The 13,432-nt window shown below is 73.7% G+C and carries 10 protein-coding genes; 4 read left to right on the top strand and 6 right to left on the bottom strand.

What is annotated here, in order from left to right; translation table 11 throughout:
• Window positions 1-112: 112 nt before the first annotated feature.
• From NBZ85_RS17745 to NBZ85_RS17735, 3 genes are all read right to left on the bottom strand, one after another.
• The gene (locus NBZ85_RS17745) at window positions 113-1,813 is read right to left on the bottom strand and encodes an FAD-dependent monooxygenase (RefSeq protein ID WP_261562258.1); all 1,701 of its coding nucleotides are present in this window, start codon (window positions 1,811-1,813) and stop codon (window positions 113-115) included.
• Between the two features lie 66 nt (window positions 1,814-1,879).
• Complete coding sequence (locus tag NBZ85_RS17740) at window positions 1,880-2,731, bottom strand: PaaI family thioesterase (protein ID WP_261562257.1); 852 nt, start codon at window positions 2,729-2,731, stop codon at window positions 1,880-1,882.
• Between the two features lie 2 nt (window positions 2,732-2,733).
• A complete protein-coding gene (locus NBZ85_RS17735) occupies window positions 2,734-3,495 on the bottom strand; it encodes an SDR family oxidoreductase (RefSeq protein WP_261555383.1) in 762 nt (253 codons plus the stop codon).
• A 252-nt stretch (window positions 3,496-3,747) separates the two neighbouring features.
• Between NBZ85_RS17735 and NBZ85_RS17730 the strand changes: the two genes are divergently transcribed.
• Complete coding sequence (locus NBZ85_RS17730; RefSeq protein WP_261555381.1) at window positions 3,748-4,539, top strand: FadR/GntR family transcriptional regulator; 792 nt, start codon at window positions 3,748-3,750, stop codon at window positions 4,537-4,539.
• Window positions 4,540-4,607: 68 nt separating this feature from the next.
• On the opposite strand, the gene NBZ85_RS17725 is transcribed toward NBZ85_RS17730, so the two are convergent.
• The gene (locus NBZ85_RS17725; RefSeq protein ID WP_261555379.1) at window positions 4,608-5,786 is read right to left on the bottom strand and encodes an acyl-CoA dehydrogenase family protein; all 1,179 of its coding nucleotides are present in this window, start codon (window positions 5,784-5,786) and stop codon (window positions 4,608-4,610) included.
• A gap of 153 nt (window positions 5,787-5,939) precedes the next feature.
• Between NBZ85_RS17725 and NBZ85_RS17720 the strand changes: the two genes are divergently transcribed.
• Window positions 5,940-7,166, top strand: a complete 1,227-nt coding sequence (locus NBZ85_RS17720) for an acyl-CoA dehydrogenase family protein (protein ID WP_261555377.1) — start codon at window positions 5,940-5,942, stop codon at window positions 7,164-7,166.
• On the opposite strand, the gene NBZ85_RS17715 is transcribed toward NBZ85_RS17720, so the two are convergent.
• A complete protein-coding gene (locus NBZ85_RS17715; RefSeq protein ID WP_261555375.1) occupies window positions 7,143-7,973 on the bottom strand; it encodes a FadR/GntR family transcriptional regulator in 831 nt (276 codons plus the stop codon). The two genes, NBZ85_RS17720 and NBZ85_RS17715, sit on opposite strands and share 24 nt — an antisense overlap.
• 387 nt (window positions 7,974-8,360) lie before the next feature.
• Between NBZ85_RS17715 and NBZ85_RS17710 the strand changes: the two genes are divergently transcribed.
• Together NBZ85_RS17710 and NBZ85_RS17705 are read left to right on the top strand one after the other, a co-directional pair.
• Window positions 8,361-9,587 carry an ABC transporter substrate-binding protein gene (locus NBZ85_RS17710; protein WP_261562256.1) on the top strand — a complete coding sequence of 409 codons (1,227 nt, stop codon included), beginning with the start codon at window positions 8,361-8,363 and terminating at the stop codon, window positions 9,585-9,587.
• A 150-nt stretch (window positions 9,588-9,737) separates the two neighbouring features.
• Window positions 9,738-10,835: a CaiB/BaiF CoA transferase family protein gene (locus NBZ85_RS17705; RefSeq protein ID WP_261562255.1), complete on the top strand. Its 1,098-nt coding sequence runs from the start codon at window positions 9,738-9,740 to the stop codon at window positions 10,833-10,835.
• A 143-nt stretch (window positions 10,836-10,978) separates the two neighbouring features.
• Here NBZ85_RS17705 and NBZ85_RS17700 read toward each other — a convergent pair whose 3' ends face one another.
• Window positions 10,979-13,414: a phosphoketolase family protein gene (locus NBZ85_RS17700; protein ID WP_261555363.1), complete on the bottom strand. Its 2,436-nt coding sequence runs from the start codon at window positions 13,412-13,414 to the stop codon at window positions 10,979-10,981.
• Between the last annotated feature and the right edge of the window lie 18 nt (window positions 13,415-13,432).

Genomic DNA, 13,432 nt, shown 5'->3' with positions numbered 1-13,432 from the left:
CGGCGAACGATCGCGCAGACGCGAGGACCGGGGCGCGGTTCCGCGGAACACCTTGATCATTGGAGTTGGTGTTGCACAGGCGCCGCGTCGCCGGTCGGTTCGTCGCCGACGGTTATGAGATCCGGCCTGCGCCCGTAGCCGGTGCGGCGGCCCCTGCGGGCACCGGGGTGATGCCGTGCGCGCGCAGATACCGCTCCAACCGGCCGACGTGGTCGCCGGTTGAGCGGTGGGCGAGGTAACCGTCGGGGCGGACGAGGACGGCCTCCCCGACTGCGGCGCCGTAGCGCACCCGCGCCAGCCCCGTCGGGTCGAGGACAGTGCCGCCGGTGCCGGTGCCGGTGGTCGCGACGACCCGGGCGGTGACGAGATCGCCGAAGCGCGCGCGGATCCGGGCGGCGTCGTCGCGCAGGCGCCGGGCCGCGTCCCGGTCGCTCCCGGCGAACAGCAGCAACGAGAACCAGGGGGTCCGGGTCGCCTGGCGCAGTGTCGGGCCGTCCGGGGTGGCGAGCGCGACGTCCGGTGCGAGCGCCCCCGGGCCCGGGACGCCGCGCCGGCGGCCGCGGTGGCCCGGCTCGCTCTCGGTGAGGGGGCTGTCGGGGTAGCCGAGCCCGAGCTGGCTGAACACGCCCGCCGCCCACCGGCCCAGCGGCGGGCTGGCGGCGATCAGACGCAGGGCGAGGCCGCGTGCCTGCCGGGCGGCCGGGTGCTGCGCGGTGACCGCGCGGGTCGCCCGGGCCGTGCCGGTCAGCAGCCGGTCGGCGACGGGCTCCCGCTCGGCGGCGTAGGTGTCGAGCAGGGATGCGTCGGCCTGCCCGCGGACGACCAGTGCGAGGCGCCAGCCCAGGGCGTAGGCGTCCTGCAGACCGGTGTTCATGCCCTGGCCGCCGACGGGGCTGTGGGAGTGTGCCGCGTCGCCGGCGAGCAGTACTCGTCCGCGCCGCACCGTCGCCGCGCGGCGCTGGCGGGTGCGGAACGTGCTGGTCCACAGGGCCTCGGTCAGGCGCGGCGGATCGGGGAGCCGCTCGTCGAGCAGCCGTTGCAGGGAGGCGAGGTCGGGATCGCGGAGGCGGCCGGCGACGCGGTTGTCGGCGACGCCGGGGAGGTCGGGGAGGTTGGCGACGAAGCGCCAGTGGCGGTCGCCGGGCATCGGGAAGGCGGCGACGAGCCCGGCGGGGGAGAAGGTCACCTGGACGTGGGCACGGTCGCGGGCCCAGTCGGTCACCACGTCGCCGAGGGCGAAGCTCTCGGGCAGGTCGTAACCGTACGTGGCGATGCCGGCGGTGCTGCGGACCTGGCTGTGCGCTCCGTCGCAGCCGACCAGCCAGTCGGCGCGCAGGGCCTGCGTCGAGCCGTCCGCGTGACGCAGCCGCGCGACGACGTGATCGTCGGCCTGATGGACGTCCACGCACTCGACGCCCGTCTCGATCGGCACCCCCACCCGCGTGGCGTGCCCGCGCAGCAGGTCCTCGGTCTGCGGCTGCGGCAACGACAGGGTGAACGGAAAGGGGCTCGGCATCCGGTCGATGGGCAGCCGCACGACCGTCCCCGCGGTCCGGCCGCCCGTGTCGTGCACCTCGATCTGGCGCAGCGGATGGCCGCGGCGCACCGCCTCGGTGGCGAGGCCCAGGTCGTCGAGCAGCATCAGCGTGCGGCCGCTGACGGCGAGGGCGCGGCTGCCGGGAGGCCGGGGGGCGGTCGTCCGGTCCACGACCCGGGCGGGCACCCCGCGCCGCACCAGCTCGGCGGCGAGTAGCAGGCCGGTGGGGCCGCCGCCGACGATCAGGACGCCTACCCGGTCCCCGGGACTCCGCATGCGTGCACCGTAGTGACATCACTCAGAGTGGGCAACTGCTGACCGTCGCGGCGGCGGTCGCGGTGTTCAGCGCTCGCGGATCACCGTCGCCACCGTGTACGGACGGCCCGCCGGCCCGCCCGCGCTGACCTGGTACACGGCCAGGGACCGGCCGCGGTGGACCGTGCTGACGGTGTAGGCGACAGGGTGGTTGCCGTCGCCGGGGCGCAGGAAGCTGATCCGGATCGACGTGGTGCGGGGCGGCCCGTCCGGGTCCGCCAGCGCCACGGCGAGCTCGGAGCCGCACAGCAGTACACCGCCGTGCACGGTGTTGTGCGGGTTCTGCATCCCGGGACCGCTCGGCAGGACGAGCGCCGGCCCGGCCGCCGCCGGCGCCGCCTGCTCGGGGATCGCCCCGGCGGGCGTGGCCGGCCCGGCGGCGGGCGGGGCCAGGTCGAGGGTCTCGAACAGGGACCCGTGGTCCGCGGGTGGCAGGGGCGGGCGCATGCCGCCCGGCGGCAGGATGTCCGCGGGCACGTAGCGGCAGCGGCCGGTGGCCACGGCCACCACCCGGCCCTCGCCGTCGAACACGGTGGCCGCCGCGAGCCCGCCGACGATGTCGCGGCCGAGCAGCGTCGCATGCGCGGTCAGCTCCGGGCCGGGCCACGGCGGCGGGACGACGACCTCCAGCGACAGCTGGGAGGTCACCGAATGCTGGTCGCCGAGGCGGGCCCGCAGGATCGTCGAGCCGATCGCGTCGTCGACGACGACGCCGAGCGACCCGACCGTCATGATGCCGCCCGGCCCGGCCAGCCACGGGCCGGTCCGCATCCGCACCCGGGTGCCGTCGTCGCCGTGCGCGGGCGGCTGCACCCGGAACCGGGTCTCGGCGTACTCCCGGGCCTCGACGCCGGCCGGCTCGGCCCGCCCGGTCGTCATGGTCAAGCCTTCGGCCCGCCGGCGACGTAGATGATCTGGCCGGAGACGAAGCCGGCGCCCTCGCTGACGAAGAACGACACGGTGTGCGCGATGTCGTCGACCTCGCCGACCCGGCCGACCGGGATCACCCCCGACGACGCGGCGACGTACTCCTCCCAGGTCTTGCCCATGCGGGCGGCGGTGGCCCGGGTCATGTCGCTGGCGATGAAGCCCGGCGCGATGCAGTTCGCGGTGACGCCGAACTTGCCGAGCTCGATCGCCGCCGTCTTCGTGAAGCCCTGCAGGCCGGCCTTGGCGGTCGAGTAGTTCAGCTGGCCCCGGTTGCCCAGCGCCGACGTGCTCGACAGGTTGACGATGCGGCCCCAGCCGGCGTCGACCATGTGCTTCTGGACCGCGCGGGTCATCAGGAACGCGCCGCGCAGGTGCACGCCGATCACCGAGTCCCAGTCGGCTTCGCTCATCTTGAACAGCAGGTTGTCCCGGGTGATGCCGGCGTTGTTGATCAGCACGGTCGGCGCCCCGAGCCCCTCGGTGACGGCCGCGACCGCCGCGGTGACCTGCTCGGGGTCGGCGACGTCCGCGCCGACCGCCAGGGCGCGACCGCCGGCCGCGGTGATCGCCTCGACGGTGCTCTTGGCGGCGGCCTCCTCCAGGTCGAGCACGGCGACCGCCAGGCCGTCGTGGGACAGGCGCTGGGCGATCGCGGCGCCGATGCCACGGGCCGCCCCGGTGACGATCGCGACGCGGGTGGGGGTTTCGGACACGGGCGCACTCCTAGTGGTCGAGGTCACGGCTTGTCGAGGTCACGGCTTGTTGAGGTCACGGCTTGTTGAGGTCACGGAGGCCCCCAGGGCACATTTGCGCTGACCTTCCGGCCAGTCAAGCGAATGGTCACCCTGGGCGGCCGGCGCGCCGAGGCGATCTGCGGTGCTGGCCGGATGGGGTATGAAGGAACTCGTTGTAGAGCGGGCCGGTACCGCCGGCGACGCGAATGTCGTCGTGAGGAAGCTGCGGACATGTCTGTTGCCGAGCCGGTCGGAGCCGCCCACGAGGAACGCCCGGAGGCGGACCGGCGGGTGCGCCAGCCGAAGTCGGCCGAACTCGTCGCCAGCCACCTGCGCCGGCAGATCGTCCGCGGGGAGCTCGCCGCCGGCGAGGCGTTGCCCTCCGAAAGCGCGCTGATGGCCCAGTTCCACGTCTCGCGCCCGACGCTGCGCGAGGCGTTCCGCGTGCTGGAAAGCGAATCGCTCATCCTGGTGCGGATGGGGCCGGGCGGCGGGGCCCGGGTGCGCCCCCCGAACGTCGACGTCGCCGCCCGCTACGCCGGCCTGATCCTGCAGCACCAGGGCACCGGGCTCGCCGACGTGCTGCAGGTCCGCGAGGTCATCGAGCCGCAGGCCGTCGCCCATCTCGCCCGCGCCGGCGGCCCGGGGGAGATCGCCCGGCTGCGGGCGGTCCTGGACGAGCCGGCCGACCCCGCCGCGTCGCCGCTGGAGACGCTGCGCCGCCTCGAGCGGTTCCATCCGCTGCTGATCGAGCTGACCGGCAACCAGACGCTGCAGGTCCTCATGCGCATGATCGAGCACATCGTGGAGCTCGCCGACCGGTCGCGGGTGCAGTCGGACGCCGGCTCGCCCGACCTGGCCACGGCGGTCGCGCGCAGCCGCGCCGCCCACGCCCGGGTCGTCGACCTCATCGAGGCCCGCGACGCCGAACGCGCCGAGCGGCTGTGGCGCCGCCACCTGGTCGCCGGCCGGGACTACCTGGAACGCGGCGACGGCACCACCGTCCTGGACGTGTTCGGCTGAACCGTCCGCCCGACGCCGGCCGCCGGCCATGCTCCGACTGCCGGCCATGCTCCGACTGCCGGGTGGGCTCAACGCTCCGTGAGCCCGGCCAGCACGTCGGGCGACGCGGCCCCGTCCGGTGCGGCGGGTGCCTGGGCGGTGATGCCGGCGAGCGCGGCGATGCGGTCGAGCTGCTGCTGCGGGTCGCGCAGCAGCAGCCGGTCGGTCGTGGCCCGCTTGAGGTAGAGATGGGCGGAGTGCTCCCAGGTGAAGCCGATGCCGCCGTGCACCTGGACGTTCTCGCCGGCGGCGAGCAGGGCCGCCTCCGAGCAGGTCAGGCCGGCGATGCTGGCCACCTCGGGCAGCTCGGCGGGGGCCTCGTCGGCCGTCCACGCCGCGTACATCGTCGCGGACACGGCCGCCTCCACCTCCAGCAGCACGCTCGCCAGCTTGTGCTTGATCGCCTGGAAGGAGCCGATCGGCCGGCCGAACTGCACACGCTGGCCGGCGTAGTCCACCGCCGACGCCAGGGCCGCCTCGGCGACGCCGAGCTGCTCGGCGGCGAGCAGGGTGACCGCCACGTCCAGGGTCCGGGCCAGGGCCTGCGCCCCGGCGCCGTCGGCGCCGAGCAGGACACCGGGCGTGCCGGCGAGGGTCACCCGGGTCACCCGCCGGGTCGGGTCGACGACGGGCAGCGCCTCGACCGTCAGCCCCGCCGCGCCTGCGTCGACGAGGAACAGCGACGTCCCGGCGGCGGTGGTGGCGGTGACGACGAACAGCCCGGCGCTCTGCCCGTCGAGCACCCAGTCCTTGACGCCGGTCAGCGCCCAGCCGTCGCCGGCGCGCTCGGCCCTCGTGGCGGGCGTGGCGTCCCAGGCCCGGCCGTGTTCGCGGGCGGCGAGGGTACCGGTGATGGTGCCGGCGGCCAGGCCGGGCAGGTGGGCGGCGGCGGCCGCGGTGTCGCCGGCGTGCAGCAGCGCCTGGGTGGCGAGGCTGGTCGACAGCAGCGGCGCGCACAGCAGGCTGCGCCCGGCCTCGTTGAACGCGATGCCCAGCTCGACGAGGCCGAACCCGGCCCCGCCGTACTCCTCCGGCACGGCGAGGGCCGGTAGCTCCAGCTCGTCGCACAGCCGTTGCCAGGTACCCGGGTCCCACCCGGTGTCGGTGGCCATGTCGCGCCGCACCGCATCGGCGTCGGCGACCTCGGTGAAGAAGCGCCGGATGCCGCGGCGCAGCTCTTCGTGCTCGGGACTGTACCGGAACTGCACGGAACCTCCAGCGGAGGACTGGGCCGGGCACCGCGATGCGACGGCGGGATCAACGGCGGGATCGGTGGACGTTGGCGGGACCCTGTGCTCGAGACACAAGGATAGGGATATTGTTTATCTAATTCTAGCCGTCGCGGGTGTGTGGAGGTTCGGGTGGACACGCGGTATCCGGCGGAGGTCGAGCAGTTCCGTGCCGAGGTGCGGGCGGTGCTGGCGGAGGAACTGCCCCCGGGCTGGCCGGGGACGGGGGCGCTGGGCGACGCGGCGGCGGTGCGCGAGTTCGTGGTCGGCTGGCGTACGACGCTGTTCCGCCGTGGGCTGCTGGGGGTGGCCTGGCCGGTGGAGTTCGGTGGCCGGGGGCTGACCACCCTGCATCAGGTGGTGCTGGTGGAGGAGCTGACCCGGGCCGGGGTGCCGTTCGGGGTGCAGCCGCAGGACTCCACGAGCGTGAAGATGTTGGGCAACACCCTGCTGCGCTACGGCACCGAGGCGCAGAAGGCGGCGATCCTGCCGCACCTGCTGTCCGGCCAGCAGGTGTGGTGCCAGGGGTTCTCCGAGCCGAACGCCGGCTCCGACCTCGCCGCCGCGGCCACCCGGGCGCGCCTGGTCGACGGCGAGTGGCACATCGACGGGCAGAAGATCTGGACGTCGGGGGCGCACCGCAGCACGGGAATCTTCGTCCTGGCGCGCACCGAGCCGGAGGCGGCCAAGCACCGGGGGCTGTCGTTCCTGCTGGTGCCGCTGGACCAGCCGGGAGTCGAGGTGCGCACGATCCGGCACATGACCGGCGGGGAGGACTTCTGCGAGGTGTTCTTCACCGACGCCCGCTGCCCCGCGGACGCCATCGTCGGCCGGCCCGGCGAGGGGTGGAAGGTCGCCTCGACCCTGCTGACCTACGAACGCGGCGAGGAGGCGGCGACCAACCCGATCCTGTTCGCCGCCGAGCTCGACCGGCTGGTGGAGCTGGCGCGCCGGCGCGGTGTCGCGGACGATCCCGTGGTGCGCCGGCGGCTGGCGTACTTCCGGGCCCGGGTGGAGGTCATGCGCTTCCTGGGCTACCGCATCCTCAGCGACGTGCTGGCCGGCGGTGAGCTGGGGGCGGCGTCGTCGGTGTCGAAGCTCTACTGGAGCGAGTACCACCGCGAGGTCACCCAGCTCGCGCTGGACATCGAGGGGCTCGACGGTCTGGTGCTCGTCGGCAAGGGCCCGTCGCGGCCGCTGCGGACCGACGACCCGGGCGCCGACCCGGAGTCGACGACGAGCTGGTGGGAGGTCTCGCTGAACGCCCGGGCGGGGACGGTGTACGCGGGCACCTCGGAGGTGCAGCGCAACATCCTCGCCGAGCGCGTCCTGGGCCTACCCCGCGAACCAGCCGCCTGAGGCGACGGGCGCCCCGAGCTCCCCGGGGCGCCCGAGCAGGTCCAGAGTGGCCTCGTTGCGCCCGCCCTGGCCGAGGTAGCGGGCGCCGGCGCCGAGGTGGCGCCGCCACAGGTCCTGCGCGCCGACGGCGTCCCCGGCCTCGACGAAGTCGACCAGGGTGGCATGCACCCGCACGGTGTCGCGCTCGGCGCGTTCCAGTTCCGGGGTGCCGAGGTCGGCCTCGACCCGTGTCCAGGTCGTCTGGTTGATGATCTCGCCGAGCAGGTTGATCAGCAGGGCGAGCGTCTCGTTGCCGGCGAGATTGACCACGAGGGTGTGGAACTCGTTGTGTAGCCGCACTCCCTGCGCCCGATCGGTGGCCGCGTCGTGCTCGGCCAGGGACACGCGCAGCGCCCGCAGGTCGGCCTTGGTGCGCCGGCGCGCGAGGGCGGCGGCTGTCGGCGGCTCGAGCATCAGCCGGGCGTCCCAGACGTCGGCGACGGTGGTGCCGCGATGCTCCAGGACCAGCCCCGCGTAGCGGGCCGCGACCGCCGGGTTCGGCGACTGGACGCGGGCCCCGCCGCCGGCGCCCCGGCGGACCGTGATGAGCGACTCCGCCTCCAGGATGCGCAACGCCTCCCGCAGGGTGGGCCGCGAGACCCCGTACTGCCCCATGAGCACGGCCTCGGGCGGCAGTGCCTGGCCCTCGGCGAGGGTGCCGCGGATGATGGCCTGCCGCAGATCCGAGGCGACCAGCTCGGCCATCTTGGGTACGCGTACCCGCCGGCCGATGGCGTCGGGTGGCCGTTGCGGATCGCCTGCGGCCACGCTGTCTCCTTCATCGGGCGGACGGAGGGACGGAGGGACGGATGAAGAGCATTCTAATATGTAGATTATTTAGCCTTCAAGGTTGCCGGGCCCCGGCCTCGAGCCCACCTCCAGCTCGAGCCCACCTCCAGGGCGCCGCTGTGGCGGCGGCGTGGCGGCCAGCACCCGCGAACCGGCGAACTGGCACCTGTCGCGGTGTTTCGTTAACGTCACAACTGGCTGGTAGGCGTGTCGCGCCGTGGCGGAAGCCCCGCGGACGACCGAGCCGGCCGCGCTACGACGATCCGCGGGTACCGGAGTGCATGTCCGGGCGTGACCGGGCGGTCCTTCGCCTCCGCGGGTCCGTGTTCTGCATGTCCCTCGCGACCGTTCGGGAGTCCCGCCGGTATGCCTCGCCGCCGAATATGTCTGGTTCTGACTGTCGTGCTGCTCGCGCTGGGCGCCCTGCTGGGCGCCTGCTCGTCGGGCACGCAGCCCGCGGCGGCCGACTGCGACACCCCTGGGGTCAGCGCGGACCAGGTCCGCTTGGGCCTGCTCTACCCGGACTCGGGCCCGACCGCGTCGTCACTGGCCGCCGTGCGGGCCGCGGTCGACGCCCGGCTGGGCCTGGCGAACGCCGGCGGCGGCATCCACGGACGGAAGATCGTCTACGACTGGCGGGACGACCAGGGCACGACGGAGGCGAACGCGATCGGCGCCCGGGATCTGATCGAGGGCAAGCAGGACTTCGGCATCCTCGAGTACTCGCTGGCCGCCGACGGCAGCGCGGGCTACCTCGCCGAGCGGGACGTGCCCGTGGCGGGCCTGGCCGCCAGCGACAGCTGGTCGACCAACCGGAACATGTTCTCGTTCTCCTACACCACCGGTTCGGTGTCCGACACCTACGGCACCTTCGTGAAGTCCCGCGGCGGCACTCGGGCGGTCCTGCTCACCACCGCCCTGTCCACGGGTGTCAGCGACGCCGGCGGCCGGATCGCCGCGAGCCTGCGCGCGGTCGGCATCCCCGTCGTCGACCAGCTCAGCTACACCGCGAACGCCGACAGCCCGGCCGACCTCGCCCGGCGGCTCGCCGCCACCGGCGCCAACACGCTGATCACCGTCGTCGGCACCCCGGACCTGCCGGCGGTGCTGCGCGAGCTGCCCGCCACCGGGTGGAAGCCGAAGGTGATCCTCTCGGCCAGTGGCTATGACAGCGCACTGCTGGCCGGCGCGGGCGGCGCCATGACCGGCGTCGTCGTGCCGGTGTTCTACCGGCCCTTCGAGGCCGGCGGGGCGCCCATCGCGGGCTACCTCGACGCGATGACACGCTTCGCCCCCCAGATCGCCAAACCCCGCCAGGACCTCGCGATGATCGCCTACATCGACACGGACCTGTTCCTGCGGGGGCTGGCGGAGGCCGGCGCCTGCCCGACCCGGCGGGGCTTCGTCGACGCCCTGCGTTCGGTGCGCAGCTACGACGCCGGGGGCCTGGTCTCGCCCATCGACCTGAGCACCAGCCTGGGCCGGCCCACCACCTGCCTCGCGTTCGTCCAGGCCAACGCCGCCGGGTCCTTCGACCTCCTCGACGAGCGACTGTGCGGCCGGGAGCTGCCGGCGTCCCGCGGGGCCGGCTGACCGCCGGACGCGTCGAGCGGGGAGCCGGTCGCGGCAAAATCCGCTAAACACGTGGACAGAGCTTCAAACACGTGGACAGAGCTTCAAGCACGTGGACAGAGCTTCAAGCACGTGGACAGAGCTTCATTTTCGCCGAGACCCGGAGGTCAGATGGATCGGGGAGTGGGACCGCTGGCCGGACTGCGCGTGCTGGAGCTCGCCGGCCTCGGGCAGGTGGCGATGGCCGCGATGGCGCTCGCCGACCTCGGCGCCGACGTGGTGCGCCTGGAGCGGCCCGGCGGCGGCCCCTACCCGGCGACGGCGGGCGATCCGGTCCTGCGCGGTCGCCGGCACGTGACGGTCGACCTGCGCTCCCCGCAGGGCCGGGACACGGCCCTCGACCTCGCCGCGGCGGCCGACGTCGTACTGGAGGCGATGCGCCCCGGCGTCGCCGAGCGGCTCGGGATCGGCCCGCAGGACTGCCTGGCCCGCAACCCCCGGCTGGTCTACGGGCGGATCACCGGCTGGGGCCAGCAGGGACCGCTGGCCCAGCAGGCCGGCCACGACATCAACTACATCGCGCTGACCGGTGTGCTGGGGGCGCTGGGGCGTGCCGACGAGCGGCCGCTGCCGCCGCTGAACCTGCTCGGCTTCGCCGGCGGCGCGATGATGGGCGTCGTCGGGGTGCTCGCGGCCCTGCACGAGGTGGAGCGCTCCGGCCGGGGCCAGGTCGTCGACGCCGCCATCGTCGACGGCGTCAGCCTGCTCGCCCAGATGGTCTGGTCGTTCCGCGGCCAGGGGCGGTGGAACGACGCCCGTGAGAGCAACCTCTTCGACGGGCACGCCCCGTTCTTCGACACCTACACCTGCGCCGACGGCCGGTTCGTCGCCGTCGCGGCGCTGGAACCGGTCTTCTACGCGAACCTGCTGCGCGGCCTGGGCCTCGCCGACGCCGACCTCCCGGCGCAGGACGACGAGGCGGGCTGGCCGGTGCTGCGCGCCCGGTTCACCGAGATTTTCGTGCGCCGCACCCGCGACGAGTGGGTGGCCGCCTTCGCCGACCTCGACGCCTGCCTCACCCCGGTGCTGACCTTCGACGAGGTGGCGGCGCACCCGCAGATCGCCGCCCGCGGCACGGTCGTCGACCTCGACGGCATCACCCAGGCCGCGCCGACCCCGCGGTTCTCCGCGACCCCGGCGCCGCCCCCGCGCCCGCATACCGATCCCGAGCCGGTCGAGAAGGTCCTCGCCGCCTGGCGCGAGCACTGACCTCTGCTAGGTCGGCGGTCCGGCACGGGAACAGGACGCGGGCGGCGGGAAGTCCACAGGGCATTCCGTGCTGGGCCGAAGGTCCCCGCGGGCCCTTCTCGAGCAGCTCGACGGGCTACGCCGATGCCTGCGGCCGGCCGGTTCTAGGCGGTCGGTTCGGGGGTCGGCTGGGGGTCGTCCCAGGTCCAGGTACGGATCTCGGGCAGGTCCTCCAGATGGTCGCGAATGTAGCTGTGGTGACGGCTGAGCTGAGTTTCGCAATGGGTGACGAGCCGGTCGGTCCCAGGGCGGGTGGTGCGGGCGAACTCGATGGCGAGGCGAGCGAGGTGGTAACGACTGACCTCGTTGCGGACGAGCATGTCGAACGGGGTGGTCGTGGTGCCCTGCTCGATGAAGCCGCGGACGTGGAAACGCTGGGGATTGCGCCGGCCGTGCAGGAGCTGGTGAACGCCCCGGCTGTAGCCGTGGAATCCGACGACGACGTCGGTCTCGTCGGTGAACAGGGCCCGGAACATCGGGTTGGAGAAGCCGTGCGGGTGCAGGTCGCTGCGGAGCAGGGCCATCAGGTCGATCACGTTGACGACACGAACGGAGAGGCTGGGCACGAACCGGCGTAGCAGCTGGGCGGCGGCGAGGATCTCCATGGTGGGAACGTCGCCGATGCCGACGAGCACGATGTCGGGATCGCGGCCGTGCTGGGATTCGGTGCCGGCCCAGTCCCAGACGGAGCCGCCGCGGGCGGCGTGCTCGTCGGCCTCGGCGGCGGTGAGGTACTGCAGATGTGGCTGCTTGTCGGCGACGAGCAGGTTGACGTGGTCACGGCTGCGCAGGCAGTGGTCGGCGACGGACAGCAGGCTGTTGGCGTCCGGCGGCAGCCAGATCCGGATGACCCCGGGGGACAGCGGCACCACGGTGTCGATGAGGCCGGGTCCCTGGTGGGAGAAGCCGTTGTGGTCGTTGCGCCAGCAGGTGCTGGTCAGCAGCACGTTGAGGCTGGGGACAGGCTCCCGCCACCCGAGCTTGGCCCCTTCCTGCAGCCACTTCGTGTGCTGGACGAGCATGGAGGCGGACACCATGGCGAACGCCTCGTAGGTGGCGAACAGGCCGTGGCGGCCGGTGAGCGTGTAGGCCTCCAGCCAGCCCTGGCACAGATGCTCGGAGAGCACCTCCATGACCCGCCCCGAGGGGGAGACGCGGTCGTCGTGCGGGTCGATGGGGGCGACCATGCAGCGGTCGGTCACCTCCAGGATGGCGCCGAGCCGGTTACTGGTGAGCTCGTCGGGGCTGAACACCCGGAAGGTCGTCGGGTTGTCGCGGTAGACGTCGCGCAGCAGCTCGCCGAGCGGCCGGGTCGTCTCGTAGAAGCCGCGGCCGCGGTGGCGCGGGTCGATGTCCAGGGCGTAGGCGCGCCAGTCGGGCAGGCGCAGGGCTTCGGTGCGCCGGCCGCCGTTGGCGTAGCTCGTGGCCCCCAGCCGCTTGTCCCCGGCCGGGGCGAGCGCGGCCAGCTCGGCGGCGAGCCGGCCGTCGGCGTCGAACAGCCGCTCGGGTTGGTAGGACCGCAGCCACGCGTCGAGCTGGGCCAGGTGCTCCGGGTTGTCGCGGACCCCGGCGAGGGGCACCTGGTGGGCGCGGAAGGTGCCCTCCACCTGCACGCCGTCGACCTCGTGCGGACCAGTCCATCCCTTCGGGGTGCGCAGCACGATCATCGGCCAGGTCGGGGTGTCGGTGACCGTGCCGCCGGGGCGGCGGGCGGCGTGCTGGATGCGCCGGATCGCCTGGTGGGCGGTGGCGAGGGCGGCGGCGAAGTCCCGGTGAACCTGGCGGACGTCGGAGCCTTCGACCCACAGGACCTCGTAACCGTGGCCGGCGAGGTAGGCGGTCACCTGGTCGCGGCTGCGGCGGCCGAGAACGGTAGGGTTCGCGATCTTGTACTGGTTGAGGTTCAGGATGGGCAGGACCGCGCCGTCCCGGGCCGGGTTGAGGAAGGTGATGCCCTTCCAACTGCCCTCCAGCGGGCCGGTCTCGGCCTCCCCGTCGCCGACGACGGCGGCGACCAGCAGGTCGGGGTGGTCGAACGCGGCCCCGAAGGCGTGCACCAGGGCGTAGCCGAGCTCGCCGCCCTCGTGGATCGACCCCGGCGTCGGCACGCTGACGTGGCTGGGGATCCCGCCCGGGGTGGAGAACTGCTCGACCAGCCTGGTCAGCCCGGCGGTGTCCGCGGACACCCGCGGGTAGATCTCGGAGTAGGTGCCTTCCAGGTAGGTGTTCGCGACCAGCGCCGGGCCGCCGTGCCCGGGGCCCGCCACGTACAGCACGTCCTGGCCGGTCAGCCCGACCAGCCGGTTGAGATGCGCGTACACCAGGTTTAGCGCCGGTGATGTCCCCCAGTGGCCGAGCAGCCGCGGCTTGATGTGTTCGGGGCGCAGCGGCTCCCGCAGCAGAGGGTTGGCCCGCAGGTAGATCTGGGCGGCCGTCAGGTAGTTGGCGGCGTTCCAGTAGGCGATCAGTCGGTCCAGCGACGGTTCGTCCAGCTCCGGAATCGAACGGTCGAGGCCGTCGACGTCCACCGTGGCAGTCATGGTGCCAAGCCTCCCACC

The organism is Frankia tisae (assembly GCF_025403405.1).
Lineage (GTDB): Bacteria > Actinomycetota > Actinomycetes > Frankiales > Frankiaceae > Frankia > Frankia tisai.
Note: the sequence above shows the minus strand (reverse complement) of the source record. Positions and strands in the feature narration are given on the sequence as shown.